The organism is Pseudomonas sp. Irchel 3A18 (assembly GCF_900187465.1).
Lineage (GTDB): Bacteria > Pseudomonadota > Gammaproteobacteria > Pseudomonadales > Pseudomonadaceae > Aquipseudomonas > Aquipseudomonas cichorii.
This window is the reverse complement of record NZ_FYDI01000002.1, coordinates 453,545-480,055: the sequence shown is the minus strand read 5'-3', so window position 1 is coordinate 480,055 and position 26,511 is coordinate 453,545. Positions and strand designations below refer to the sequence as shown.

Here is a 26,511-nt window from a genome sequence, read left to right as displayed (position 1 = left end):
CGTGTTTGAGAAGCATTGACGCATGCGCGACTTTTCCGCAGCTGATGACGACCTTGTGCCTGATCGTCGGCAGCAAATGACCGAGCTCTACAGTGACCACCATCTGTGGCTGCAAAACTGGCTGCGAAAAAAGATTGGGTGCTCGCAACGTGCTGCGGATCTGGCCCAGGACGCTTTCGTGCGTATCCTGATGCTGGCCGAACCGCTCAATCTCAAGGAGCCTCGGGCGTTTCTTGCCACCACTGCGACGCGCTTGCTGATCGATGGCACCCGGCGTCGCAAGATCGAGCGCGCCTACCTGGATGCGCTGACGCTGCATGCCGACGAGGCTTGTACGCCGAATCCCGAAGCCATTCATGTCGCGCTGCAGATGCTGGAGCGAATCGCGCAGATGCTTGACGGCTTGCCTCCCAGGCCGCGTCAGGCATTTTTGCTGCACCGCCTTGAGGGGATGACTTACAGCGAAATAGCCATTCAATTGGATGTGTCCTCCAGCATGGTCAAACAATACATGGCCAGCGTGATGGTGCATTGCTACAAGACACTGCACGGTTCGGGCCATCTCTCGTGAGCGATGTGCACGAACCCGGCGAGCGGATGATCAGCGAAGCGGCCTCCTGGCTTGCATTGATGAATGACGATGCGGTGAGCGCGGCTGATCGTGAGGCCTTTGACAGGTGGCGCGAGGCGGACCCGCGACACGCTCTGGCGCTGTCACGCATGGAGTCCTTGTGGGGCAGTTTTGATGAATTACCGGGCAAGCCGGCTCGGGTGGCATTGCGTCAGACATTCCCGCATTCGGGGGTAAAAACCTCTTATCGAGGGTTACAGGTTCTCTCGCTGTTGGGCGTTTTGATCGGCGGCTGGATGAGTGTCGAGCACCTGCCGATCTGGATGGCCGATCAGCACACGGCCATCGGTGAGCGCCGCGAATTTCTGCTTTCCGATGGCAGCGAAGTTCAGCTCAACAGCAATTCGGCGCTGGATATAAAATTCGACGGACGGCAACGCGAGGTGGAATTGTTGCGCGGCGAATTGTGGGTTCAGGTTGCAAAGGATGCACAGCGCCCATTTGTGGTGCGCACCGATCAGGGCACCATCACGGCATTGGGGACGCGCTTTGTGGTGCGCCGTGGCCCGCAAGGGACAACGGTCAGTGTGCTGGAGTCTGCCATTGCGGCCAAGGCCGATAGCGTGGATGTGGTGAAAGTCGCAACCGGCCAGCAGGCCTTGCTCAAGGACGGGAGGGTGCAGGCGCCGCGCTCCATAGGCAGCGGCGACCCGGCGGCGTGGACCCGTGGCGTGCTCAAGGTTGATGACCGGCCTCTCGGCGAAGTGCTGCAAACACTGGCCGATTATCGACATGGCTTGTTGCGTTTCGATTCCAGGGCTCTGGAAGGGATACGGGTTTCGGGGCTGTTCCGCCTTGATGACACCGACGCTGCGCTTGCAGCCCTGGGCGATAACCTGCCTATCCGCATCGAGCGCTTTACTGACCTGCTGATCGTGGTCAAACCGCTGCCCTGAAAACAGGAAGGGCGGCTCTTTTCAGGGCCGCCCTCGGTTACGCGATCAATGTGTCAGAGAGTGGAAATCAGCCCAGTCGAGCGACTTCCTTTTCCAGTTCTTTCTCAAGGAATTCTTCCTCCAGCAGGGCGTCCGGACTGACCGAATCTTCATCCTGGTCTTGGGGCAGTGGCGCACCGCCACGTTTGCTGCGCAGTTTGCCCAACAGGTGCTCAAGGGCGTGATCGAGTTTTGCGGCTGCACCATCAACGGCCTGATCCACTGTATCGGCCTTTTGGGTGACGGAAATCGGTTGGTGGCCTTTTGGACGTGCCTCTATCTGGCAGCGGATGTCATGTGGACCCGGCTTTTCGCCGTTTTCATCACTGAGGTGAACTTCGACGCGGGTTACATATTCGTCGTAGCGTTCGAGCGTGCTTTCAATGGTGGTACGAACCCACTCCTCCAGTCGGATACTGCTTTCGATGTGATTATCGCTATTGACCTGGATTTGCATAGTTAATCCTTATTAGGGCTTGCTCGTGTGAGGCTCATTGATCGATTTCTGTCGGAGCTCGATTTTGTTTGCGCTCAAGCACAGTGTTGGCGCCAATGAGCCAACAATTCAACCCCTAAATGGAAGAAATATTTCGCAGCAAAAATATTGTTTGAATGCAATGTGTTCTCATTCACCCTCTTCGCGACTGAATTCGCTCCTACGCGCTGTAGGAGCGAATTCATTCGCGAATGAATCTGCCCCCTTAAAACGCCACAGATGTTTGCACATACACCGTGCGTGGCTCACCCACGTACTTGCCGCGGTTGTTGTCATCGAACGAGCGGGTGAAGTATTCGCGGTTGAAGATGTTCTTCACGCCTACCGCCACGTTCAGGTCTGACAATTGCGGGCCGAAATCATAGGCAGCGCGGGTGCTGAACAGCATGTAGCCGGGGATTTTGCCGTTGTTGCCGCTGGCGCTTTCGGCCACGGTGTTGGCATTGTCGGCGAACTGGTCGCTCTGGAACGAGCTGTCCAGGTTCAGCTTCCATGGGCCTTCGGTGTATCGCACGCCCAGAGTGCCTTTGTGTCTGGACGAGAAGGGCACACGATTGCCTTTGTTCGGGCCATCTTCGCGGATGGTTGCATCCACAAACGCATAGCTGGCGTAAACCTCGTAGGCATCCAGTGCCGGGTTCAGGTCGCTCAAGGCATAGTTGATGCTGCTCTCGATCCCCTGATGGCGGGTTTCGCCGCGAGCGATGATCCGGTTGTCGGTCTGATTGGTGTCGTACTGGTTATCGAAGTTGATCAGGAATGCACCGAGCTCTGCGCGCAGCACGCCATTGTCATAGCGGGTGCCCAGTTCCCAGGTACGCGCCTTTTCCGGTTGGACCTCGCCGCCGTTGACGCGGTTAGGCATCTGGCTGTACTGCACGCTGCCGAACGAGCCCTCGGTGTTGGCGTACAGGTTCCAGGTGTCTGTCACGTGGTAAAGCACGTTCAAGGCCGGCAGTGCGGTGTTGTAGTCGCCCTGGTATTTGACGTTGGTCTGGTTGTTGGACTGCGCCGTGTCGATCATCTCGTAGCGAATGCCGGGCGTGATGGTCCATTTGCCGATATCTATGCGGTCATCGATGTAGAACGCCTTGGCATCGGTGTAACCACGGGTGTCGCGGTCTTGCGTGCTCGACGTGCTGGGCATGATTTGTGACGCAGTTGTTTCGTTGTAGCGCACTTCGTGGCCGGATTCGTTGATGTAGCGATAGCCGATGCCCACTTCATGCCAGCTTTCGCCCAGTGCGAAGCCTTGAGAGAAACGGGTTTCAAAACCGCGAACCCAGTATTCGCGCGGTGACAGGGTGACGATGTTGCCCTGTTCCAGATAACCGCTGCGCAGGGTCTTGGTGAAGAAGGTGTTGGCGGTGAAAACCCGGGCGTCCTGCTCGTAGCGATAGCCGAAGTTGGCCAGGGTGCGACGGCCCCAGAACTTGTCTTTCAGGCGCGTGGATTGGTACGGGTCGGCATCGTAGTCCGCGACACTCAGGCCGCCGGGCATCTCGGCTTCACCTTCGTAATACTGCGCCATGGCGTTGAGGCTGTTGGCGTCGTCGATCTGGTATTTGCCCTTGAGAATCAGGTCGTCGATCTGGGTATCGCTGTGTTCGCGCCAGTCACTGCCGCGCACGCCGGAATACAGAATCGCGCCGCCCAGGCCATTTTCCGCCGTGCCGCCCAGCAGCAGGTTGCCGGTTTTCTTGAAACCGTCCTGGCTGGAAGACGGGCTGATTTCGGTCTGAACAGAGCCTTTCAGGGTGGGTTCATCCGGGATGGCGCGGGTCACGAAGTTGACGATACCACCGACGTTCTGCGGGCCATAACGCACGGCACCGCCGCCACGCACCACGTCCACAGCATCCATGTTGCCCAGGCTGATTGGCGCAAGAGACAACTGAGGCTGGCCATAAGGTGCGAACGGCACCGGGATGCCATCCATCAGGACCGTGGAGCGCGAAGCCAGGCGCGGGTTGAGGCCGCGAATGCCGAAGTTCAGCGCCATGTCGTGGCTGCCGGTGCCGTTGTTTTCCGGTGCGTTGACGCCCGGGATACGGTTGAGCACTTCGCGGGCATTGGTGGAGCCGTTACGCTCGAACTCTTCACGACGAATCACGTCACGGGCACCGGGGTGTTCGAAGACGTTGGTCTGCTGAGCTTCACCCAGCCAGTCACCGACAATGGTCGATGCGCCCAGCTCCACGGGACCGCTACCTGCCGTGCTCACCGGTTGCAGGGAGAAGCCTTGATTGCCGTCGGCCACAGCTTGCAGACCTGTGCCTTCCAGCAAGGCAGTCAGGCCTTGCTCGGGCGTGTACTGACCTTCCAGCCCACGGCTTTTCAGGCCGCTGGTGACTTGCGATCCATAGGAAATCATCACGCCGGCTTCCCGGCCAAACTGGTTCAGCGCGGTTTCGAGTTCGCTTGGGGCAATGTGATAGGCCTTGGCATCGGCAGCATGCGCCAGCGAAAGACCGCCCAACGACAGGCTCGCGCCGAAAATGATATGCCGCAGGGTGCGAACCAGAGGTGACAATTGGGGCGATCGGGTCGACATGCAGGAGTCCTTTGATCTGGAGGATTAAGAGGTGCTTTCCCTGTCTGTCACGCGAGCGCTTGAAAACGGCTCACCGGATTTGAAAAAAGTTTTGTGATAACTCACTTTGTGGGAGGCAGCTTGCTGGCGACTTCACGTACAGACGCAGAATATCTGTCGGCTTCGAGCCTTTTTCGCCAGCAAGCTGCCTCCCACAAGTGTTGTTCACACCCGAGCCTGAACACTCACCCAATACCGGGTAAAGCGCTGCACCCGGACGGGCAGGGTGACTTCCAGCATGTCGAGGATGCGTTCGCTGTCCGCCAGCGGGTAACTGCCGGAAATCAGCAGGTTGGCGACCTTGGCATCGCAGTTGAGTCGCCCGCGACGGTAGCGGCCCAGTTCGGCCAGGAAATCCGTCAGCTTCATGTGCGAGGCGACCAGCATGCCTTCGGCCCAGGCTCCGGTGCTGGCGTCTGTCGGGCGTACCGAGTCCCAGGCGTCGCGGCTGAAGGTCACTTGCTGTCTGGCCTGTAACCGCAATGGCGGACCGACATGGGCGTCGGGGCTGATTTCGAGTGAGCCGTCCAGCACGGCCAGTTGCGTGCGGCCGTCCAGTTGCCGCAGGTTGAAACGACTGGCCGCGGTCGAGGCGTGTACGGTGCCTTGGGCGGTCAGCAGGTTCAGTGGGCGTGAGTCGGCAACTGCCGTCATCAGGATTTCGCCTTGCAGCAACTTGATAAACCGCTGCCCGGCATCGAAGCGCACATCCAGGGCGCTGGCGGTATTGAGTTGCACCTGTGTGCCGTCGCTCAGTGTTTCCTTGCGTTGTTCGCCCACGCCGCTGCGCAGGTCGGCCAGCAAGGGTTGCAAGGCGATCTGATCACGCAATCCCCAGCCTGCCGCCGAACCAGCGCCCAACAGAAGCAAGAGCTTGAGTGCCTGACGGCGACCGGCGGAGGACGGTGCATTGAGCGCCGCATGGGCCAGGGGCGAGGACAACCCGCTCAAGCGTTGGTTGACCCGCTGGATGTGCGCCCAGGCACGCTGGTGTTCGCTATTGCCATTGAGCCACTGCTGCCAGGCATGCTGGCGACGGGAATCCAGGCCGCCTTCCTGCATTTCGATCATCCAGCTCACTGCCTGCCTGGCCACGGCTGGGGAAATGTCTGACTTGTTCAGGGATTCGGTATTCAGGTTCATAGGGCGAAGTAGCAGCGCAGCGCGGCCTTGTTCAGGTGACGCTTGACCGTCGCGATGGAGATGCCCAGTTGCGAGGCGATTTCGCCATGGCTCAGGCCATCGACCTGAGAAAGCAGGAAGGCACGTTTGACCGCACTCGGCAGGCCGTCCAGCAACTGGTCCAGTTCCACCAGGGTCTGCAGAATGATCGCCCGGTCTTCCTCGGAAGGTGCCACGCATTCCGGCAGCTCGGCCAGGGCCTGGTAATAGGCGCGCTCCAGATCCTGGCGTCTGTAGTGATTACACAGCACCCGCTTGGCGATGGTGGTCAGAAAGGCCCGAGGCTCGATGATCTGGGTCGTATCGCGGGCCAGTATCACTTTGACGAAGGTGTCCTGAGCCAGATCCGCCGCACTGTGCGGGCAGCCGAGCCTGCGCCGCAGCCAGGTCGTTAGCCAGGAATGGTGATCCTGGTACAGACCTTCGACGGTATGACTGAGAGCGGGCTGGGCGGTGTGCATCACGTAGAAAAATCCACGGGGACTCATTGAGGGCGTCGATTCTGTCAGACTCTTTTGCATATGAGAATATTTATCATTAATATTGCGCTTTATTCTTGTGCCTGGGTGCGAACTTTCTGCCCGGCGGTCTGGTGACAGGGTCCTTGTCATGCCAGCTCACGCTTTTTCATTGCCTTTCAAGATCGGGTAAAGGTTCTCGGATGCACGGTTCAGCCCTCAATAGCCCAGCGGTCAATAAACGTCCTGCGAAAAATACCGGTGTCTCGGTTTCCTACCGGCTGGCGGTGGCTTCCCGCGCGCTGGCGGCGATCTTTGCAGGCTATCTGCTGGCTTCCGTGACCAGCATCTGTGTCGCCCAGTGGTTGCCGGTCCCTCGGGCCGAAGCCGTTATCACGGGCATGATGCTTTCGTTTCTGGTGTATCTGGTGGCCGTGCTCTGGTGCTTTGCCTGCCGCACGGCCATGCAGGCGTGGGTGGGCGTGTTATTGCCCTGCGCAATTCTGGGCGTCGCCTATGCCTGTGGCCGGTGGTTGTCATGAAGGAGGGTTTTCGTCAGGCCATGGCCTGGCTGCACACCTGGGTCGGGCTGGTGTTCGGCTGGCTGCTGTTCGCGATTTTCCTGACCGGGACGCTTTCCTACTTCAAGGATGAGATCACCCAATGGATGCAGCCCGAGATTGCTGCCCGTCCTGTGAATGCCGAGGCCAATATCCGGCTGGCGCAAAGCTACCTGCAACAACACGCGGCGGGCGCCACGCGCTGGTTCATCAATATGCCGGACGAGCGCTCGCCGGGTCTGATGGTGGGCTGGCTGCCGGAAGGCAAGCCCGGTCAGCGCAACAACTTTGTCCGCAAGGTTCTGGACACTCAGACCGGCGCTCCGGTGCAGGCGCGGGAAACACGGGGCGGCGACTTCTTCTATCGCTTCCATTACCAGTTGCAGATGCCGCACCCCTGGGGCCGCTGGCTGGCGACCATTGCGGCGATGGTGATGTTCGTGACGCTGGTGACCGGCATCATCGTGCACAAGAAGATCTTCAAGGAGTTCTTCACCTTCCGGCCACGCAAGGGCCAGCGTTCCTGGCTGGATGGCCATAACGCTCTGGGCGTGCTGGTGCTGCCGTTTCATCTGATGATTACCTACAGCAGTCTGGTGATCTTCATGTCGATGGTGATGCCCGCCAGCATCCTGACCAGCTACGGCACTGTGCAGGCTTTCTACAACGAAGTATTCCCCGGTTCGAACATGCCAGGGCCTGACGGCAAACCTGCCGAGTTGCTGCCCCTTGCTCCGCTTCTGGCCTCGGCCAGCGAGCGCTGGAATGGCGATCAGGTGGGGCGCGTGGTGGTCAACAATCCTGGCGACAGCAATGCTTCGGTGCTGCTAACCCGTGACGACAAAGGCAGCATCACGCCGGATCGCGGTGGCGCGCTGACCTTCAATGGCGTGAGCGGTGCCCTGCAGAACGAAACCCCGTCACGGCCCGTGCCGATGCTGATTTCCAGCGGCATGTATGGCCTGCACGTCGGTCACTTTGCCGGGCCGACCCTGCGCTGGCTGTACTTCATTTTCGGCGTGGCCGGGACCGCGATGATCGGCACCGGGCTGGTCATGTGGCTGGGCAAGCGCCGCCTCAAACATGCCAAGGCCGGCGTGCTGCCTTTCGAGTTGCGTCTGGTCGAGGTGCTGAACATCGCCAGCATGTCGGGCCTGATGCTCGCGGTGGCGGCGTTCTTCTGGGCCAATCGCGTTCTGCCGGTCGGGTTGGCCGGGCGTGCAGGATGGGAAGTGAATGTGTTCTTTATCGTCTGGGGCCTGTCGATGCTGCATGCCGTGCTGCGCAACGGCCAGAGCGCCTGGCGCGAGCAACTGGGGCTGGGTGCACTGATGTTCATCGGCTTGCCGGTGCTCGATCTGCTGACCGACGGCCATTACCTGATGGCCGCGTTGCAACAGGGAAGCTGGGTGCTGCCGGCCTTTGACCTGACGGCGCTGGGTACCGGCCTGTTTCTCGGCTGGGCCGCGCTGAAGTTCAGGGCTGAGCGTGCCGATAAGCCGGTGCGCAAGAGCGCTGGCGCTTCGGCCATTGCGGTCAGCCATCAGGAGGCCAGTTGATGTTGCTGGCGGCGGTGTTCTGCTACATCGGTTTCACGGCCTTGTGCCTGTCCATGTCCCGGCATTACGGCGAGTTGCTGAGCGGTCCTCTGACCCCTCGGCGCAGTCGGTTGCTCAAGCTTGCTGGCTGGTTGTTTCTGGCGGTTTCTTCAGCCGTTGCAGTCAATGATGCCGGTTGGGGTGTAGGCTTGGCGCAGTGGTTTGCAGTATTGATGGGCAGCGCGGTGCTGCTGGTTTTTCTGATGCCTTTCAAGCCTCGCTGGGTCGTGAAGCTGGCCGGTTTCGGGCTGGTGCTTTGCCCTTTTGCTGCTTTTGATCTGTTGCCCGTTTAAGTGATCGTGATGATGCCCCCTGAACCCGACCTGCCCGATACAGGCCCTGACGCCGAGCCCTTGGCGGCGAAGGGTGGGCGTGCGCATTTTCTGCAGGTGTTTTTGTCCCAGCGTTCCCAGATGGAGGCGCTGGTCAGCCGTCGCGTGGGCTGCCGGGCAACAGCTGCGGATCTGGTGCAAGACCTGTTCGTGCGTTTCTGGCGTCGTCCTCTGGTGCAGGTCGAAGAGCTGAGCACTTATCTGCTGCGCTGTGCAGGCAATATCGCCATCGACCATCTGCGCAGCGAAGGCGTGCGTAGCCGCATCAGCGAAAGCCTTGAAACCGGGCCGGACGAAAGCAGCAACGACCCTCGCGCCGCGCTGGAGGCGAACAACGATTTGCGCCACGTCGAGGCTGCCTTGCGCGGCTTGCCCGAGCGGACTCGACAGATTTTCCTTCTCAACCGCATTCACGGTCGCAAGTACGCAGAGATTGCCAAAGCCATGGAGCTTTCCCAAAGCGCTGTGGAAAAACATATGATGCGCGCTTTGCAAGCCTGCAAGGCGAGCCTGGAACAGGACTCGGCAGGCACCGCCCGAACGAAGCCTGGAGACGCTCGTCGATGAAAGCGCCGCCCGCCGTGCAGAATGCCACGACCCCGGAAGAAGCCGCACTGGCCTGGTTAAGTGTGTTGCACGATCAGCCCGATTACGCCGACCAACTGGCGTTCAGCCAATGGCTGCAAGCCGACCCGGCCCATGTGCAAGCCTATGGCAAGGCCCAGGTGTTGTGGGAGTTGAGCGAAGCGCCGGCGGCCCGGCTTGCCAGTGAAGACGCCGTTGCGCTGTACGCCTTGTTGCGGGCGATGGATGCACCGCCGCCGCGTCGTAACCTGCAACGCTGGTCGGTGGGGCTGGCGATGGCCGCTTGCCTGACGTTGATGATTGCCATGGGCGCAGGCTGGCAGCCGCAGCGCTGGGCCGATGATTTCGGCGCGGATTACGTGTCGGCTCCCGGCCAGGTCCGCACCGTGACGCTGGCCGATAATTCCCAGGTCACGCTGGATGCCGACAGTGCCATTGCCGTAAATTTCAGCCGTGGCGAACGTCATGTGCAGCTACGACGCGGCGCTGCTTTTTTCAAGGTGACTCACACCGGCGAGCCGTTCGTGGTTGATGCCCATACCGGCGAAACCCGCGTGCTGGGCACCCAGTTTGAAGTCCGGCTGGAACCGGAAGGCGCGCAGGTGACGGTGTTGTCCGGGCGTGTCGGAGTCAAGGCGGCAGGTGGGCTTGAGCAGCGGATTCTGGAAGCGGGTCAGCAAGTGGCCTACGACCAGACGACCACCTCGGCCCCCAAAGGCATCGACAGTGAAAGCCTGCTGGCGTGGCGACAAGGCTGGCTGAATTACTACCGGACACCTCTGGCCGAGGTCATCGACGACCTGAGTCGTTATTACCCCGGCCGCATTGTGCTGCTCAACGATCAACTGGCCGCCAAGCGCATCAGCGGCAGCTTCCCCAGCAAGGACCCGCAGGCTGTCCTGAACGCTTTGCAGTCGGTGGTGGGGTTCGAGACTTACAGCATGCTGGACCGGGTCATTGTTCTGCGCTGAGTCGATGGCAGACAGGCGATCCTCCATGGAGCGAATTTCATGGCGGCGAGGCGCACGGCAATGAGCGGCTGGCTGAGTAGAACGCTGTTCGTGGTGGTGGGCGTCTGTGTTCAAAGCGCAGTCTGTGCCGCGCAACAGACTTTCGATTTCTCTATCCCGGCCAAGCCCTTGCCGCAGGCCTTGAGCGAGTTCAGTCGCGTCACCGGCCTGAGCGTGATCTACACCCAGGATGCGCCTTACCGCATCGACGCCCCAACACTTCGCGGACGCTTCAGTGCCGAACAGGCATTGGGCACTTTGCTGCGCGATTCCGGCCTGGCCTGGCGCCGGGCCAGCGAGCAGGCGTTTACCCTGGAAACCCTGAAGCCCGAAGCGGGCACCCTCAGCCTGGCGGCCACCCACATCGATTCCCGGCTGGCGGAGCGCGGTCTTTATCAGCCGCCCTCCAGTAGCTCGGTGCTGCGCTCGTCGGCCCCTTTACTGGAGACACCCCAGAGCATCGACATCGTCCCGCAACAGGTGCTGCGCGATCAGGCGCCGCGCAACCTTGATGATGCCTTGAGCGCCATCAGCGGCGTTACCCAGGGCAACACACTGGGCAGCACTCAGGACACACTGATGAAGCGCGGTTTTGGCGACAACCGCGACGGTTCGATCATGCGCAACAGCATGCCGGTGGTGCAGGGCCGTAACCTGAACGCTACCGCTGAACGTGTAGAAATCCTCAAGGGCCCGGCGAGCCTGCTCTACGGAATCCAGGACCCCGGCGGCGTCATCAACGTGGTCAGCAAACAGCCGCAATTACAGGCCGCCAATAGCCTGACAGCTCGTGGCTCCAGCTATGGCTCGGGCAAAAACGGCAGTGGCGTGACGCTGGACAGTACCGGCCCCGTGGGTGATTCGGCGCTGGCCTGGCGGATGATTGTCGATCATCAGGACGAGGATTACTGGCGCAATTTCGGCACCCATCGCGAGTCGCTGGACGCGCCGTCACTGGCCTGGTACGGCGAAGACACTCAATGGGTGGCGGCTTATGAACATCGGGAATTTCTCTATCCATTCGATCGCGGTACTGCCATCGACCCGGTGACCAATCATCCTCTGGACATTCCGGCCACACGTCGCCTGGACGAGCCGTTCAACAACATGGAAGGGCGCTCGGACCTTTATCGCTTCGAGGCCGATCATGATTTCAACGAGCGCTGGAAAGGACACCTCGGCTACAGCTACAACCGCGAAACCTACGATGCCAGCCAGGTGCGGGTCACGGCAGTCAATGCAGCCAATGGCACCCTGACTCGCTCCATGGACGGCACCTCCGGCGCGCTGGCCACCGACCGCTACACCGTCCTGACCCTCGCGGGCGATGTGCAGTGGGCGGGCCTGCGCCATGAACTGCTCATGGGCCTGGATGACGAGTACCGCAAGGTCTATCGCTCGGATCTGATCCGTCAGCGCAGCCTGACCACTTTCAGTTACCTCAACCCGGTTTACGGGCAGGAAGTTGAAGGCACTGCGGTCAGTGAGCCGGACAGTGCCCAGAGCGATATTCTGCGCAGCAACTCGCTGTTTCTGCAGGACTCGGTTCACCTGAACGAACAGTGGATTCTGGTGGCTGGCGCACGCTTCATGACCTTTGATCAGGTGGCGGGCAGGGGCCGGCCTTTCAGCGTCAACACCGACACCAACGGCAGTCAGTGGATACCTCGCGCCGGCCTGGTCTATCGCTACACCGATCAGTTGTCGTTTTATGGCAGCTACAGCGAATCCTTCAAACCCAACTCCAGCATCGCGCCGCTGACCGGTGGCTACGTGCTGGATTCCGGGACCTTGCCCGAGCAGGCCAAAGCCTGGGAGCTGGGTGCCAAATGGGATGTGCCGGGCGCCTTCAGCGCAACCGTGGCGCTCTACGACATCCAGAAGCGCAATGTGCTGGTGGCCAACTACGATGCGGTCACTGCCAGCACCGTGTACAGCTCGGCGGGGGAAGTTCGTTCGCGTGGGCTGGAGCTGGACCTGAGCGGTCAGTTGAGCGAACGCTGGAGCCTGATCGGCGGGTATGCCTTTACCGATGCCCGCGTGCAGGAAGACCCGTTGCTCAAGGGTAAACACTTGCAGAATGTCGCCCGCCACAGCGGCTCGTTGTCGGCGGTTTATGACGTGGGCAGCGTACTGGGCGGCGACCGCTTGCGGCTGGGGGCCGGTGCGCATTATGTGGGGGAAAGGGCGGGCAACCCGCTCAACGATTTCAACCTGCCGGCCTACACCGTCGCCGATGCCTTCGCGACTTACGACACCCGGTTGGACGGGCAGAAAGTCAGGTTCCAGCTTAATGTCAAAAACCTGTTCGATCGTACTTACTACACTTCAAGCGTGAACCGCTATTTCGTCTCTATGGGGGATTCGCGGCAGGTGCAGATATCTACGACGCTGGAGTTTTAACACCTTCCCTAGGAGCGAATTCATTCGCGAAAATGGTTTTTCGCGAATGAATTCGCTCCTACGCGGTGAGGGCTTGTCGATATTCTCCGGGTGTTGCCCCGATGGCCTGGCGAAACCGGTTGCTGAAATGGCTGGCACTGGCAAAGCCGCAGGCCAGGGCAATGTCGCTCAGTGGCTGTGCGGTATGGCGCAGGAGGTGACGGGCATGGGACAAGCGGCGGGCCAGCAGGTATTGATGCGGCGGCAGGCCAAAGCTCTCCCGGAACATGCGGGCGAAATGGTATTCGGACAGCGCACAGAGCCCGGCCAGTTGCCCGAGGCTCAGCGGGTCGGCCAGATGCATCTCGATGAAGTCCACCAGTTGACGACGCAGATGCGGGGCCAGCCCGCCTTTGAGACGCAAACCCTCACGCAGCCCCACCTGACCGAGCAGTGCATGGCTGAGCATTTCATGGGCCAGGCTGCTGGTGAGCAAACGCTCGGCAGGCTCGGCCCAGTTCATCCTGATCAGTTTTTGAAAGCGCCCGGCCTGCTCGGCATCCTCGACAAAAGTTTTCTCTTGTAGCTGCATCTCCCGAGGCTCGCGATCAAGGAGGGTGATGCAACCCAGCGCGAACTGCTCCGGGCTGACATACAAATGCGCCAGGCGAATCTCGCCATTGATGACCCAGGCCGACTCATGTCCGGCTGGCAGTGTGCAGAGTTTGCCGGGTGAACCTTTCTGATCGGGTTTGTCACGACGGAAGGTGCCTGTGCCGTCAGCGATGTAACACGACAGCGTGTGGTGGGTGGGTGCGTGATATTCCTGTGAGTCGTGCCGGTTTTGCCACAGTGCAGCCGTCAATCCATCGCCCAGCACGGCACTCTGCTCCAGCCGGGCATGGGGCGAGCTGTTCAAGGCCTGAAAGACATGTATGGATTCAATGGGTGGCATGGCGACTCCTCCAAGCCTTGCATCCTACGCGTGTGCGATAAAGCTGCCATCACCTTGACGATCAAATGCGCAAGATTGTGCAAGCGAGGCTCAGGGCGTGGCAGCAGACTCAAGGCTCATTGAGGAGCTGCGTCATGAACATCTCGCTGTATCTGCTGACTGTCCTGATCTGGGGAACGACCTGGATTGCCCTGAAACTGCAACTGGGCGATGTCGCGATCCCGGTGTCGATTCTCTATCGCTTCGCACTGGCGGCCTTGATCCTGTTCGTGCTGCTCCTGCTCAGCGGGAAGCTGCAACCGGTCAACCGTCGCGGACAGTTGATCTGTCTGGCGCAAGGCTTGTGCCTGTTTTGCATCAACTTCATGTGTTTCTACACGGCCAGCCAATGGATCCCCAGCGGCCTGATCGCCGTGGTGTTCTCGACCGCGACCTTATGGAATGCGCTCAATGCTCGGATATTCTTCAAGCAGAAAGTGGCGCGTAACGTACTGGCTGGCGGTGCAATGGGTTTGACGGGGCTTGCGTGCCTGTTCTGGCCTGAGCTGTCGAACCACGATGCCAGTCGCGAAACCTTCATCGGTCTTGGCCTGGCGCTGCTGGGAACCCTGTGCTTTTCGGCGGGCAACATGCTGTCGAGCCTGCAACAGAAAGCCGGGTTGCGACCCTTGACCACCAATGCCTGGGGGATGCTCTACGGGGCGACAATACTGGGCGTGTATTGCCTGTTCATCGGTGCGCCGCTTGCCTTTGAATGGAACGCGCGCTACATCGGCTCGCTGCTGTATCTGGTCATACCCGGCTCGGTCATCGGTTTCACGGCCTACCTGACGCTGGTCGGGCGCATGGGGCCAGAGCGTGCGGCGTATTGCACCGTGCTGTTTCCGGTGGTGGCGTTGAATATTTCGGCGTGGGTCGAAGGCTACCAATGGACCTTGCCCGCATTGTTCGGGCTGGCATTGGTGATGCTGGGGAATGTGCTGGTGTTCAGGAAGCCGAAAGAGATTTCGCAAAAAGATTCATTGGTATACCCGAACGCCCCGCTTCGCGACTGAATTCGCTCCTACGGTAGGAGCGAATTCAGTCGCGAAAAGGGTATTAACCCTTCCAGACCTGCGGATTGACCAGATCCTGCGGACGCTCACCCAGCAGCGCGCTGCGCAGGTTGTTGTAAGCACGATCTGCCATGGCCTGACGGGTTTCGTGGGTCGCCGAGCCGATGTGCGGCAGGGTCACGGCATTGCTCAGGCTGAACAGCAGCGATTCGCTCAGCGGTTCTTTCTCGTACACATCCAGACCGGCACCGCGAATCGTGCCGTTCTGCAAGGCTTCGATCAGCGCCGGCTCATCAACGATAGGACCGCGTGCGATGTTGATGAGGATTGCACCTGGCTTCATCAGCGACAGTTCGCGACGGCCGATCAGGTGACGGGTCTTCTCGCTCAACGGCACCACCAGGCAGACGAAATCCGACTCGGCCAGCAATTGATCCAGCGTGCGAAATTGCGCGCCCAATTCCTGCTCGACCTGGCTCTTGCGGCTGTTGCCGCTGTACAGGATCGGCATGTTGAAACCCAGGCGACCACGACGGGCAATGGCTGCGCCGATATTGCCCATGCCGACGATACCCAGCGTCTTGCCATGCACATCGGTGCCGAAGTGAGGGGCTTCGATGCTGCGCTTCCAGTTGCCTGCCTTGGTCCAGGCATCCAGCTCCGCGACGCGGCGGGCGCTGCTCATGATCAGCGAAAAGCCCAGGTCCGCCGTGCTTTCGGTCAGCACGTCCGGGGTATTGGTGAGCAGGATGCCGCGCTCGCTCAGGTAGCCGACATCGTAGTTGTCGTAGCCCACCGAAATACTCGATACCACTTCCAGCTTCGTCGCCCCTTCAAGCTGCTCGCGCCCCAGCTTGCGGCCTGCGCCGATCATGCCGTGGGACGCTGGCAATGCTTCGTTGAACTGGGCATTGAGATCGCCCAGTTTCGGGTCGGGCACGATCACATTGAAGTCTTGCGACAGGCGTTCGGCCATTTCAGGGGAGACACGGCTAAAGGCGAGTACGGTTTTTTTCATTGTGGGAGTCACTCTTGAGCGGTTGAATGAGTAGCACGCTAACATTCTTGCCCGTCCTTGGGCAGCCGGTTTTGCAAGTGCGGGCATTCAGGCCAGTGATTTCATCGAATGAATATGCAGGTCGGCTTCGTCGGCGGCGAGAATTTCAGGCAGCGAACCGCGCAGGTATTCGACCCAGGTCTTGATCTTCGCATCCAGATACTGACGTGACGGGTAGATGGCGTAGAGATTCAGCTCCTGGGAGCGGTAGTCGGGCAAGACCCGCATCAAAGTGCCGTTGCGCAGCCCGTCGATGGCCGAGTAGATCGGCAGGATGCCGATGCCCATGCCACAGGAAATCGCGGTCTGCATGGCATCGGCAGAGTTGACCAGCAATGGCGAGCTGTTGATGGTGACCGTTTCCTGGCCCTGGGGGCCGTCGAATGCCCATTTCTCCAGCGGGAACACCGGGCTGACCAGGCGCAGGCAGGCATGGTTCAGCAAGTCGGCTGGGGTGTAGGCCATGCCGAAGTTCTTGATGTAGGCCGGCGAGGCGCAAACGATGCTGTAGGTGATGCCCAGGCGCTGGGACACGAAACCCGAATCCGGCAGCTCGCTGGCCAGCACGATGGACACGTCGTAGCCGTCTTCGAGCAGGTCCGGCACGCGGCTGGTCAGGGTCAGGTCGAAGGACACATCCGGGTGGCTCTGGCGATAGCGGGCGATGGCATCGATCACGTAATGCTGGCCGACACCGGGCATCGAATGCATCTTGAGCTGGCCGGTGGGCCGGGCATGGGCATCGCTGGCTTCGGCTTCCGCTTCTTCCACCGACGCCAGAATCTGTTCGCAGCGCAGCAGGTAGCGTTTGCCGGCTTCGGTCAGGGCGATACGGCGGGTCGTGCGGTTGAGCAGGCGTGTCTGCAGATGCGCCTCGAGGTTCGAGACGGCACGCGACACGTTGGCAGTCGTGGTGTCCAGTTGTGCTGCGGCCGCCGTAAAGCTGCCCGCTTGCGCCACACAACAGAAGGCGCGCATGTTTTGCAGAGTGTCCATGGGCAGTTCTCGGAAGACATGGCAAATTGTGACATGAAGTTACTAGCACATGGCAAGGGATTATCACCGTTTCTGTAATAAAGAATCACACTTTAGCCAGCTTATCGCCGTCCCGGCCGCCCCCTAGAATCGCGCCACTCAATAGCGCTTCATTTCCAGTCGGGAACTCGCAGCTGTGCCGCGTCGCATCATTTGGAGCTTCAGGCTCCTCAGTGTCTGGGCTGTATCGTCAATCATCAGCGGCTGTATCGGAACCGACGGAATCACTTCACAAGGCAGTGTTCTGCCTCTCGAAAGCCTGGCTACCGATCAGGCGATCCAGAGCGCCGAGCGCGATGCCCACTGGCCCGAAGCCCGGTGGTGGAATGCCTATGGCGACCCGCAACTCAATCGCTGGATCGAGCTGGCGACCCTCGGCAGTCCGAGTCTGGCGATGGCTGCCGCTCGTGTGCGTCAGGCGAAGGCGCTGGCCGCAATTGCCCAATCCTCTGAAAGCCTGCATGTCGACAGCAGCGCCAGTCTGGCTCGTCACGACTGGCCGACCGATCAATTCTATGGCCCTGGCGAACTGGCCAATACTCGCACCTGGGACAACAATGCGTCGCTGGGCCTGAGCTATGCCCTTGATCTTTGGGGGCGCGAAAGCAACGCCAGCGAACAAGCGCTTGACTTGGCGCACATGAGTGTTGCCGAGCAGCGCCAGGCACAACTCGAATTGCAGGAAAACATCGTGCTGGCCTATATCCAGCTGGCTCTGGATTACGCCCGGCTGGATATCGTCGAAGCCACGCTGGCCCAGCAGCAACAGATTCTCGATCTGGCCCGGCGGCGTCTCAAGGGCGGCATCGGTACCCATTTCGAAGTCAGCCAGGCCGAGACACCATTGCCGGAAATCCACCGGCAAATCGACGAGCTTGAAGAGGCCATTGCGCTGGATCGCAATCAACTGGCCGTGCTGGCCGGCAAAGGGCCGGGCGAGGGCGCTGCATTGCAACGTCCGAGCCTGTCGCTGTATTCCGTATTCAAGCTGCCTTCGGCCTTGCCCGCGCAACTGCTGGGGCAGCGTCCGGATGTGGTGGCCAGCCGCTGGCGTGTCGAGGCTCAGGCCCGTGGAGTCGATGTGGCTCATGCGGGTTTCTATCCCAATGTCGACCTCGTCGGCAGCCTCGGCTACATGGCCACGGGCGGCTCAATGCTGGGGTTCCTGACCGGCAGCAAGCTCAGCTACAAAGCCGGCCCGGCCATCAGCCTGCCGATTTTCGATGGCGGACGCCTGCGTGCGGAATTGGGCCACGCCGTTGCCGGTTATGACCTGGCCGTGGCCCATTACAACCAGACACTGGTGCTGGCCCTCAAAGACATATCCGATCAGTTGATCCGTCGCGCCTCAGTGGACAAGCAGCAAGTATTCGCTGCCCAGTCTGTCGCAGCGGCACAGAAGACGTATGACATCGCGTTGATCGCCTATCAGCGTGGCTTGACCGACTACCTCAATGTGCTCAACGCCCAGACGCTGCTGTTTCGTCAGCAACAGATCCAGCAACAGGTCGAAGCCGCTCGCCTGAGCGTGTACGCCGGGTTGGTGGTATCGCTGGGCGGCGGCCTCCCCCATGAATAGACCCTCACCCAGTGGGAGCGGATCGGGCGGCGCTCCGCTTATTCGCGAAGAGGTCGTGCCAGACAATGAGCCTTCGCGAATGAATTCGCTCCTACGGGAGGTGGTGCGAGAGCTCAACAGTTGGGCGCGCAGCGACGGTGTCACCTGGATCTACATCTTCAAGGTCTTGATCGCCGCATTCCTCACGTACTGGCTGGCCTTGCGTCTGGAACTGCCGCAACCGCGCACGGCCATGATCACTGTGTTCATTGTCATGCAGCCTCAGAGCGGGCATGTGTTTGCCAAGAGCTTTTATCGCCTGCTCGGCACGCTGGCGGGGTCGGCCATGATGGTCCTGCTGATGGCCTTGTTCGCGCAGAACTCGGTGCCGTTTCTCGGTTGCCTGGCGTTGTGGGTCGGGATCTGTTCGGCGGGCGCGGCCCGTTATCGCAACTTTCGGGCTTACGGTTTTGTGCTGGCGGGCTACACGGCGGTCGGCCTGCCTGCGCTGGCTCACCCGGAAGGTTCATTCATGGCGGCGGTCTGGCGGGTGCTGGAAATCGCCTTGAGGATTGTCTGCTCCACCGCTGTGACGGCGGCGATTCTGCCGCAGAGTTCCGGCGCTGCGATGCGCAACGCGCTGTATCAGCGTTTTGGTGTGTTCGCTCGTTTTGTCGCGGACGGTCTGCGCGGCGTCAGCGAGCGGGCGGCCTTTGAAACCGGCAACGTGCGGTTTGTCGCTGAAGCCATCGGCCTGGAAGGGCTGCGCAGCGTGACGGTATTCGAGGACCCGCACATGCGGCGTCGCAACGGGCGACTCAATCGCCTTAACAGCGAGTTCATGGCCATCACCACGCGCTTCAATGCCCTGCATCAATTGCTTGAACGCCTGCGAGCCGATCCGCTGAATGGCGTCATGCCCCGTGTCGATCCCGGCCTCGATATGCTGGCCCGATTGCTCGATACCTTTGCCGACCGGTCCCTGACCATTGGCGATGCTGCGGTGCTGGTGCAGCAACTGGAAACCTTCAAGGCCGAACTGCCCGACCTGGTGCGCAGCCTGCGTGCCGAGCTTGAGCAAAGCGGGCCGGATGAAGCCGAGTTGCTGGATTTTCACACGGCTTTCGAGTTGCTGTATCGCCTCGTCAACGACCTGCATGACTACGCCCAGACCCATGCTTCACTGGCTGATCACAACCATGTGCGCGAACAGTGGGAAGAGTCGTTTGTGCCGCGCACCAGTTGGATGACTGCCTTGGCAGCCGGTGTGCGTGCGAGCACAGTCGTAGCGTTGTTGAGTGCGTACTGGGTGCTGACGGCCTGGCCCAGCGGCGCGATCATGACCCTGGCGTCGGCTGCGACCGTTGCCTTGTCATCCACCACCAACAACCCGCGGCGCATGTCGTTCCAGATGGCATGCGGCACCTTGCTGGGCGCGATTCTGGGCTTTACCGAAACCTTCTTCATATTCCCGCACATCGACGGCTTTCCATTGCTGTGCATGTTTCTGGCACCGGTATTGGTGGTCGGCACCTTCCTGGCCTCGCGTCCTCAGTGGGCCGGTTATGGGCTGGGTTTGCTGATCTTTTTCAGCATTGGCTCGGTGCCGGACAATCTCACGCTCTACAACCCCTACACCTTCATCAACGATTACATCGCCATGGTCGTCGGCATGTTGTTCTGCGCCGCAGCAGGCGCAATCATCCTGCCGCCCAACAGCCGCTGGATGTGGGAGCGCCTCAAGGACGCCCTGCGTCGGCAAGTGGTATTCGCCATCAGCGCACCATTGCCTAGGCTGGGCTCCAGCTTTGAAAGCCAGACCCGCGACCTGATGCATCAGGCTTATGGTCTGGCGGTTGGCAGGCCTGAAGTGCAGCGTGAACTGCTGCACTGGATGTTCACGGTGCTGGAAATCGGCCACGCGATTATCGAGCTGCGCCGCGAGCAGGCCATCCTGCCGATTCATCCCAGCTACGCCGAGTACCAGTCCTGGCGCATTGCGATCCGGGTCATGGGCCGTTCGCTGATCCGCCTGTTCATCCAGCCCGATGCCAGCAACCTGCAGCGCTGCCTGATGGCAGTCGATCACGCCATCAGTTGCGTGCAACTGACCGACGAACCCTTCGCCTCGCACTTCGACACCTCGGTGCTGCGCCGGGTCAAAAGCTACCTGCACTTCATCCGCACCTCGCTGCTGGACCCGCAATCGCCACTGGCCGTGCATGGCCGCCCACAAGGAGTCGCCCATGCCTCGTGAAATCGCGTTCCACGGCCTGTACATGCCGAGCATCACCCTGATGTTCCTGATTGCGCTGGTACTGGCCTGGGCACTGGATCGACTGCTGGCCGGGTTCGACCTGTACCGACATTTCTGGCACCCGGCGCTGCTGCGCCTGAGCCTGTTCACCTGCATTTTCGGCGCTCTGGCGCTGCCCTTTTATCGTTGATATCCGGTTCGAGAACCTCTGGATGAAAAAGCTCTTCAGTCTGATCGCCACCTTGCTGGTCCTGGCTCTGGCCATTTTCATTGGCCGGTCCTTGTGGGTGCACTACATGGAAACACCCTGGACCCGCGATGGCCGGGTGCGGGCCGATATCATCAACGTCGCTGCGGAAGTGTCCGGCACTGTCATCGATGTACCGGTACGTGATAACCAGCAGGTGAAAAAGGGCGACCTGCTGATGCAGATCGACCCCGATCATTACCGGATTGCCGTCAAGGAAGCAGAAGCTTTGCTGGCCTCGCGCAAGGCCACCTGGGAGATGCGCAAACTCAACGCCAAACGCCGCGCCGACATGGACAACCTGGTGGTCTCCACCGAAAGCCGCGACGACGCCAGCAACATCGCCACCTCGGCCCTGGCCGACTACCAGTTGGCTCAGGCGCGTCTGGAAGCGGCCGAACTCAACCTGTCACGCACCCGCGTGCTGGCGTCCGTGGACGGTTACGTCACCAACCTCAACGTCCATCGCGGCGACTATGCCCGTGCGGGCGAAGCGAAAATGGCCGTGGTCGACATGAACTCGTTCTGGGTCTACGGCTTCTTCGAGGAAACCAAATTGCCCCATGTGCATGTCAATGATCCGGCTGAAATGCAATTGATGAGCGGCGAAGTGCTCAAGGGCCATGTCGAAAGCATCGCCCGCGGCATCTACGACCGCGACAACCCCGAAAGCCGAGAACTCATCGCCGACGTCAACCCGACCTTCAACTGGGTCCGCCTGGCCCAGCGCGTGCCGGTGCGAATCCATCTGGACCAGGTGCCTGATGGCCTGCTGCTGGCGGCGGGGATGACGTGTACGGTGGTTGTTGCGCCTGGGTTTTAGGAATTTGCGAAGAGTCGCGTCCAAAGTGGGAGGGGGCTTGCCCGCGACAGGGCCGTGAATATTTATCCACAGCCCTGGCGTTATTGCTCAGGCATTCTGTGATTCTTCTGCCTTTGACTCGCTCAGGTTGGCCTTGAAATACGTCATGAAGTCCTGCCCTTGAGCAAAGGCTTTTTCGAGGTCGGCACTTTGCTGTTTGAGGGCCGGGCTTGGTGTGGCCTGTTGTTCGGGGGGCAGTGGTTTTGACCAGTCGGCAATCGAGTCGGGCATGGATTTCATGCTGTAGCGCTGGTCCCATGCTGCGATCCAGTAGGGCACGCGCCACAGGGTGACGATATGAGTTAAATACCACCAGCCAACGCCTAACGCGGAGCGTTCTTTATGTTGGTATTCCTCGCGCATGTCTTCGCGTTCCTTGTCGAAGGTATGAGAGCCTTCGTGGGTGGCCTGGCCGGGGCAGAAGACCGGGCCTTTTTCCATGTAGGTGCGAATGGCTTCCCATTTGGCCAGCCCATGCAGAGGCGTTGGGACGCCCTGTCTCAGAAAGTGCACCTTGTCACCCACTGGATCGTCGATGGCCATGCCGAAGGTATAAGTGCTCATGACGCCCACCCCGGTAAAACCGGTGCTGACCGACACCCAGGCGACGGTGTCTTCCCAGGGTTGAATGACTGGTTTATCGGAGCCGTCCGGGAAAAAGCAGACCTCCCGGCGTTGACGGTTGAAACGTATCGGGCGGGTTCGGGCTTTGGCGCGTGTTGTGCTGACGACTGCGTATATACCAATAAGTGCCCCCGCACTTCCTGCCCAAAGTGAACTCCATAATCCGAACACAAAGAAATCACTGAAGTAATACCAGAACGTTCTTCCAAATGGATTAAAGAAAGTCCCGAAGCCCATTAGAACAGGAAGTACTATTACAAAGGCGATAATTGCTGACATAGGCAACGAGACAGCAAGCCGAGCCTGATAAGACTTGCCTTGGTTGCTACTCCCAACATCCAGATACACATCGTTAACTTCTAGGAAACTGCCATCCAAATCCATGGGCATTTGTCCGGTAGGCACAGGGAGCGGGGACAAGAAAAGACTTTCGCCGGTGGCAAAACGACGAATTTCACCCGCCTTGGGGCGATTGTGTTTGAGGTCCAGTTCGTCGCTCTGCTTAGGATCGGAAGACATAGATATCTCATCAATGCAGGCCTGCCGCTTTGCACGCCTCGACAAAGGTTGCGCCATTTTTGTCCATAGCGGTTTTGACAGTCTGATTAGCTTTCACCAGTGCAGGGCTTGGTTTTAACCATTGTTCCGGTGGTAGCGGTTGGGACCAGGTTTGGACTTGTTCCGGCAGGACAGGTCGCCCGGCTCTGTGGCTCCATTCGGCCAACATGTAAGGCATTTTCCAGAAGCTCAGCACACGCCAGATATACCAGCGACGCAATGGCCATGGTGTGCGCTTGGGGTAACCATAGCTTTCGCGTTCCTCGTCCGAAAGGCTGGCGCCTTCGTCGGTCATGTTGCACATCCAGCGAGCTTCTTCGCGCTCGACTTCAAAAGTGTGCAACCCTTCGTAAGGTTTGAGGCGATCCTCGCTGGGGACTAGCCCCAGTGCCGCATGCATCGGGTTGGGCGCATCTACTAACTGGCCGTCTTCCATGTAGTTGCGAATTGAAGTCCACATCCCCAGGGCATGAGCATCGCTTGGTTGCGGCAGCAGAATAAACTGCACTTTGTCCTGCTCGTCGTCTTCCAGCCCCATCCCAAACGTGTACTGGCGTGTGGCACCGTAACTGGTGACACCTTGGGTATTGGCAACCCATGCCACCACGCCTTCCCATGGAACGATCAGAACGCGATGGGTTTTGTCATCCACGTAACAGACTTCGCGGCGTTGACGGTTGAAGCGTACAGGATATTTTTTCCGCGAAAATATGACGTCGGAGAACATACCGTAGAGGTAGGCGCCGATCGGAAAAATAAACAGGAGAGAGCCGAGAGCAGTGACTTGTAAAAAGGTGAGTAGATCGCTCCATGGGTCACTGAAGCTTTCAGGGTAAAAAATTACCCCGAAAAGTATCACAAGGCTTGGCATTACGAAGGCAGTGAACAATACCATCCAGATTGCCGCAGCCAATATTTTGCCCTGGCTCACCATTCCCCAATTATTGCCACCAACCTCAAGAAAGGTATCGTTCATCTCCGAAAAACTTCGGCTGGAGCCTTGTACCTGCCCCGTGTAAACCGGTAAGGGTGACAGGAACAAGGTTTCGTTCAAGCCCTGAGCGCGAACCTCCCCGGCCCGAGGACGGTGATTGCGTATGTCCGGTTCCGCTTCTGTGGTGACCTTCTTGCGATTGAACAGGTTTTTAAACATCGACAGTCGCCAATTCTTCTTTTTTAAATCCTGAATGGCGGCTTACCCGCAACCGTAATCTCTCAAGCATTATGTGATTCGTCCGACTTCGCCTGACTCAGATTGGCTTTGAAATACGTCATGAAATCCTGCCCCTGCGCAAAGGCTTTTTCGAGGTCGGCGCTTTGTTGTTTGAGTGCCGGGCTTGGTGTGGCCTGTTGTTCAGGAGGCAGAGGTTTTGACCACTCGGCAATCGAGTCGGGCAGGGCTTTCATGGCGTAGCGCTGGTCCCATGCGGCGATCCAGTAGGGCACGCGCCACAGGGTGACGATATGAGTTAAATACCACCAGCCAACGCCTAACGCGGAGCGTTCTTTATGTTGGTATTCCTCGCGCATGTCTTCGCGCTCCTTGTCGAAGGTATGAGAGCCTTCTTGGGTGGCCTTGCCGGGGCAGAAGTCCGGGCCTTTTTCCATGTAGGTGCGAATGGCTTCCCACTTGGCCAGCCCGTGAATCGGTGTCATGACTACTTGCCTGAGAAAATGCACCTTGTCATTTTTCGGATCGTCGATAGCCATGCCAAAGGTGTAACTGCTCATCACGCCCACCCCGGTAAAACCGGTGCTAACCGACACCCAGGCGACGGTGTCTTCCCAGGGCTGAATGACTGGTTTATCGGAGCCGTCCGGGAAGTAACAGACTTCCCGGCGTTGACGGTTGAAGCGTATCGGGCGGGTGCGGGCTTTAGCGCGTGTGGTGCTGACAACGGCGTATATACCAATGAGTGCTACCGCACCTCCTCCCAAGAGTGAAATCCATAGTCCGAGGGCAAAGAAGTCACTGAAGTAATACCAAAACGTTCTGCCAAAGGGGTTGTTAAGTGTTAACAATCCCACTGAGGTGGGAAGTATGAGGACACTCATGATGATCACAAGCATGGGCATCATTACACACAATCGAGCCTGATAAGACTTGCCTTGATTGCTACTTCCCACGTCCAGATAGACATCGTTGACCTCAAGAAAGCTTCCCCCAAGATCCATTGGGGGTTGTCCGGTAGGCACGGGAAGTGGTGACATAAACACACTTTCGCCGGTAGCAAAACGACGTATTTCACCCGCCTTGGGGCGGTTGTGCTTCAGGTCTATTTCGTCATGCTGTGTTTGGGATGAAGACATAGGAATCAACCAAAATATGCAGGCATTGTAGGAGCGAATTTATTCGCGAAGGGGCCGGTGCATCCAGCCCATCATCTGTGTCATACAGCCTTTCGCGAATAAATTCGCTCCTACAGTTTTGGCATTATTGCTCAGGCATTCTGTGATTCTTCTGCCTTTGCTTCGCTCAGGTTGGCCTTGAAATACGTCATGAAGTCCTGTCCCCGGGCAAAGGCTTTTTCGAGGTCGGCACTTTGCTGTTTGAGGGCCGGGCTTGGTGTGGCCTGTTGTTCAGGAGGCAGAGGTTTTGACCACTCGGCAATCGAGTCGGGCATGGATTTCATGCTGTAGCGTTGGTCCCATGCTGCGACCCAGTACGGGAAACGCCACCATGTGACGACATGGCTCAAGTACCACCAGCCGACGCCCAGTATCGAGCGTTCCTTGTGCTGGTATTCCTCGCGCATGTCTTCGCGTTCTTTGTCGAAGGTATGAGCGCCTTCGTGGGTGGCCTTGCCGGGGCAGAAATCCGGGCCTTTTTCCATGTAGACGCGAATGGCTTCCCACTTGGCCAGCCCATGAGTCGGTGTCATGACTACTTGCCTGAGAAAATGCACCTTGTCATTTTTCGGATCGTCGATAGCCATGCCAAAGGTGTAACTGCTCATCACGCCCACCCCGGTATAACCAGTGCTGACCGATACCCAGGCGACGGTGTCTTCCCAGGGCTGAATGACCGGTTCATTGGAACCGTCCGGGAAGAAACAGACTTCCCGGCGTTGACGGTTGAAGCGTATCGGGCGAGTGCGGGCTTTAGCGCGTGTGGTGCTGACAACGGCGTATATACCAATGAGTGCGGCCGCACTTCCTGCCCAAAGTGAACTCCATAGTCCGAACACAAAGAAATCACTGAAGTAATACCAGAACGTTCTTCCAAACGAGTTAAAGAATGTCCCAAAGCCCATTATTATGGGAAGAATTATAACGAACGCGATGATTGCCAACATAGGCAGCATTACGCACAGTCGAGCTTGATAAGACTTGCCTTGATTGCTGCTCCCCACGTCCAGATAGACGTCATTGACCTCAAGAAAGCTTCCTCCGAGATCCATTGGTGGTTGTCCGGTAGGCACGGGAAGTGGTGACATAAACACACTTTCGCCGGTAGCAAAACGACGTATTTCACCCGCCTTGGGGCGGTTGTGTTTGAGATCCAGTTCGTCGTTTTGATCGGGTTTGGAAGGCATAGATT

General features: G+C 59.2%; 24 protein-coding genes. 13 read left to right on the top strand and 11 right to left on the bottom strand.

Annotation, left to right across the window (positions count from 1 at the left end; translation table 11 throughout):
- The first annotated feature begins 22 nt into the window (after window positions 1-22).
- Complete coding sequence (locus tag CKW23_RS05145) at window positions 23-571, top strand: sigma-70 family RNA polymerase sigma factor (protein WP_025258678.1); 549 nt, start codon at window positions 23-25, stop codon at window positions 569-571.
- A complete protein-coding gene (locus tag CKW23_RS05140; protein WP_095067159.1) occupies window positions 568-1,527 on the top strand; it encodes a FecR family protein in 960 nt (319 codons plus the stop codon). Before CKW23_RS05145 ends, CKW23_RS05140 begins: the two co-directional genes overlap by 4 nt.
- 67 nt (window positions 1,528-1,594) lie before the next feature.
- On the opposite strand, the gene CKW23_RS05135 is transcribed toward CKW23_RS05140, so the two are convergent.
- From CKW23_RS05135 to CKW23_RS05120, 4 genes are all read right to left on the bottom strand, one after another.
- On the bottom strand, window positions 1,595-2,023 hold the full coding sequence (locus tag CKW23_RS05135) for an HPF/RaiA family ribosome-associated protein (protein WP_025258680.1): 429 nt from the start codon (window positions 2,021-2,023) through the stop codon (window positions 1,595-1,597).
- A gap of 244 nt (window positions 2,024-2,267) precedes the next feature.
- A complete protein-coding gene (fecA, locus tag CKW23_RS05130; protein WP_095067158.1) occupies window positions 2,268-4,616 on the bottom strand; it encodes a TonB-dependent Fe(3+) dicitrate receptor FecA in 2,349 nt (782 codons plus the stop codon).
- Between the two features lie 204 nt (window positions 4,617-4,820).
- Window positions 4,821-5,798: a FecR domain-containing protein gene (locus CKW23_RS05125; RefSeq protein ID WP_025258682.1), complete on the bottom strand. Its 978-nt coding sequence runs from the start codon at window positions 5,796-5,798 to the stop codon at window positions 4,821-4,823.
- Entirely contained in the window at window positions 5,795-6,298 is a 504-nt protein-coding gene (locus CKW23_RS05120; protein WP_025258683.1) for a sigma-70 family RNA polymerase sigma factor, read from the bottom strand. The genes CKW23_RS05125 and CKW23_RS05120 overlap by 4 nt, the downstream gene beginning before the upstream one ends.
- Before the next feature lie 200 nt (window positions 6,299-6,498).
- On the opposite strand from CKW23_RS05120, the gene CKW23_RS05115 reads away from it, so the two are divergent.
- Genes CKW23_RS05115 through CKW23_RS05090 form a run of 6 tightly spaced genes read left to right on the top strand, consistent with a single transcriptional unit; the run spans window position 6,499 to window position 12,783 of the window.
- Window positions 6,499-6,837 (top strand): DUF3649 domain-containing protein, encoded by a 339-nt coding sequence (locus CKW23_RS05115; protein ID WP_025258684.1) that lies wholly within the window; start codon window positions 6,499-6,501, stop codon window positions 6,835-6,837.
- A 20-nt stretch (window positions 6,838-6,857) separates the two neighbouring features.
- Window positions 6,858-8,414, top strand: a complete 1,557-nt coding sequence (locus CKW23_RS05110) for a PepSY domain-containing protein (protein ID WP_025258685.1) — start codon at window positions 6,858-6,860, stop codon at window positions 8,412-8,414.
- On the top strand, window positions 8,414-8,746 hold the full coding sequence (locus tag CKW23_RS05105; RefSeq protein WP_025258686.1) for a DUF3325 domain-containing protein: 333 nt from the start codon (window positions 8,414-8,416) through the stop codon (window positions 8,744-8,746). Before CKW23_RS05110 ends, CKW23_RS05105 begins: the two co-directional genes overlap by 1 nt.
- A 12-nt stretch (window positions 8,747-8,758) precedes the next feature.
- Entirely contained in the window at window positions 8,759-9,352 is a 594-nt protein-coding gene (locus CKW23_RS05100) for an RNA polymerase sigma factor (protein WP_256590410.1), read from the top strand.
- On the top strand, window positions 9,349-10,341 hold the full coding sequence (locus tag CKW23_RS05095) for a FecR family protein (RefSeq protein WP_025258688.1): 993 nt from the start codon (window positions 9,349-9,351) through the stop codon (window positions 10,339-10,341). Before CKW23_RS05100 ends, CKW23_RS05095 begins: the two co-directional genes overlap by 4 nt.
- 60 nt (window positions 10,342-10,401) lie before the next feature.
- Window positions 10,402-12,783: a TonB-dependent siderophore receptor gene (locus CKW23_RS05090; RefSeq protein ID WP_256590407.1), complete on the top strand. Its 2,382-nt coding sequence runs from the start codon at window positions 10,402-10,404 to the stop codon at window positions 12,781-12,783.
- A 58-nt stretch (window positions 12,784-12,841) separates the two neighbouring features.
- On the opposite strand, the gene CKW23_RS05085 is transcribed toward CKW23_RS05090, so the two are convergent.
- Window positions 12,842-13,717 (bottom strand): helix-turn-helix domain-containing protein, encoded by an 876-nt coding sequence (locus CKW23_RS05085; protein ID WP_025258690.1) that lies wholly within the window; start codon window positions 13,715-13,717, stop codon window positions 12,842-12,844.
- A gap of 134 nt (window positions 13,718-13,851) precedes the next feature.
- Here CKW23_RS05085 and CKW23_RS05080 point away from each other — a divergent pair, with 134 nt between their 5' ends.
- A complete protein-coding gene (locus CKW23_RS05080; protein WP_095067155.1) occupies window positions 13,852-14,772 on the top strand; it encodes a DMT family transporter in 921 nt (306 codons plus the stop codon).
- Between the two features lie 43 nt (window positions 14,773-14,815).
- Here CKW23_RS05080 and CKW23_RS05075 read toward each other — a convergent pair whose 3' ends face one another.
- Together CKW23_RS05075 and CKW23_RS05070 are read right to left on the bottom strand one after the other, a co-directional pair.
- On the bottom strand, window positions 14,816-15,790 hold the full coding sequence (locus CKW23_RS05075; RefSeq protein WP_025258692.1) for a D-glycerate dehydrogenase: 975 nt from the start codon (window positions 15,788-15,790) through the stop codon (window positions 14,816-14,818).
- Window positions 15,791-15,877: 87 nt separating this feature from the next.
- Window positions 15,878-16,825, bottom strand: coding sequence for a LysR family transcriptional regulator (locus CKW23_RS05070; protein WP_095067154.1), 948 nt, complete (start codon window positions 16,823-16,825; stop codon window positions 15,878-15,880).
- Between the two features lie 175 nt (window positions 16,826-17,000).
- On the opposite strand from CKW23_RS05070, the gene CKW23_RS05065 reads away from it, so the two are divergent.
- The 4 genes from CKW23_RS05065 (at window position 17,001) to CKW23_RS05050 (ending at window position 21,749) form a co-directional block, all read left to right on the top strand.
- Window positions 17,001-18,443 (top strand): efflux transporter outer membrane subunit, encoded by a 1,443-nt coding sequence (locus CKW23_RS05065; protein WP_095067153.1) that lies wholly within the window; start codon window positions 17,001-17,003, stop codon window positions 18,441-18,443.
- A gap of 79 nt (window positions 18,444-18,522) precedes the next feature.
- Window positions 18,523-20,679: an FUSC family protein gene (locus CKW23_RS05060; RefSeq protein ID WP_095067152.1), complete on the top strand. Its 2,157-nt coding sequence runs from the start codon at window positions 18,523-18,525 to the stop codon at window positions 20,677-20,679.
- Window positions 20,669-20,869, top strand: coding sequence for a DUF1656 domain-containing protein (locus CKW23_RS05055; RefSeq protein ID WP_095067151.1), 201 nt, complete (start codon window positions 20,669-20,671; stop codon window positions 20,867-20,869). The genes CKW23_RS05060 and CKW23_RS05055 overlap by 11 nt, the downstream gene beginning before the upstream one ends.
- A gap of 22 nt (window positions 20,870-20,891) precedes the next feature.
- A complete protein-coding gene (locus CKW23_RS05050) occupies window positions 20,892-21,749 on the top strand; it encodes an HlyD family secretion protein (protein WP_095067150.1) in 858 nt (285 codons plus the stop codon).
- Between the two features lie 87 nt (window positions 21,750-21,836).
- Here CKW23_RS05050 and CKW23_RS05045 read toward each other — a convergent pair whose 3' ends face one another.
- From CKW23_RS05045 to CKW23_RS05030, 4 genes are all read right to left on the bottom strand, one after another.
- Window positions 21,837-22,931 carry a DUF6708 domain-containing protein gene (locus tag CKW23_RS05045; RefSeq protein WP_371856550.1) on the bottom strand — a complete coding sequence of 365 codons (1,095 nt, stop codon included), beginning with the start codon at window positions 22,929-22,931 and terminating at the stop codon, window positions 21,837-21,839.
- A gap of 10 nt (window positions 22,932-22,941) precedes the next feature.
- Window positions 22,942-24,123 (bottom strand): DUF6708 domain-containing protein, encoded by a 1,182-nt coding sequence (locus CKW23_RS05040; protein ID WP_256590406.1) that lies wholly within the window; start codon window positions 24,121-24,123, stop codon window positions 22,942-22,944.
- Window positions 24,124-24,185: 62 nt separating this feature from the next.
- Window positions 24,186-25,280, bottom strand: coding sequence for a DUF6708 domain-containing protein (locus CKW23_RS05035; protein WP_371856549.1), 1,095 nt, complete (start codon window positions 25,278-25,280; stop codon window positions 24,186-24,188).
- Between the two features lie 131 nt (window positions 25,281-25,411).
- The gene (locus CKW23_RS05030) at window positions 25,412-26,506 is read right to left on the bottom strand and encodes a DUF6708 domain-containing protein (protein ID WP_319025683.1); all 1,095 of its coding nucleotides are present in this window, start codon (window positions 26,504-26,506) and stop codon (window positions 25,412-25,414) included.
- Window positions 26,507-26,511 lie beyond the last annotated feature (5 nt).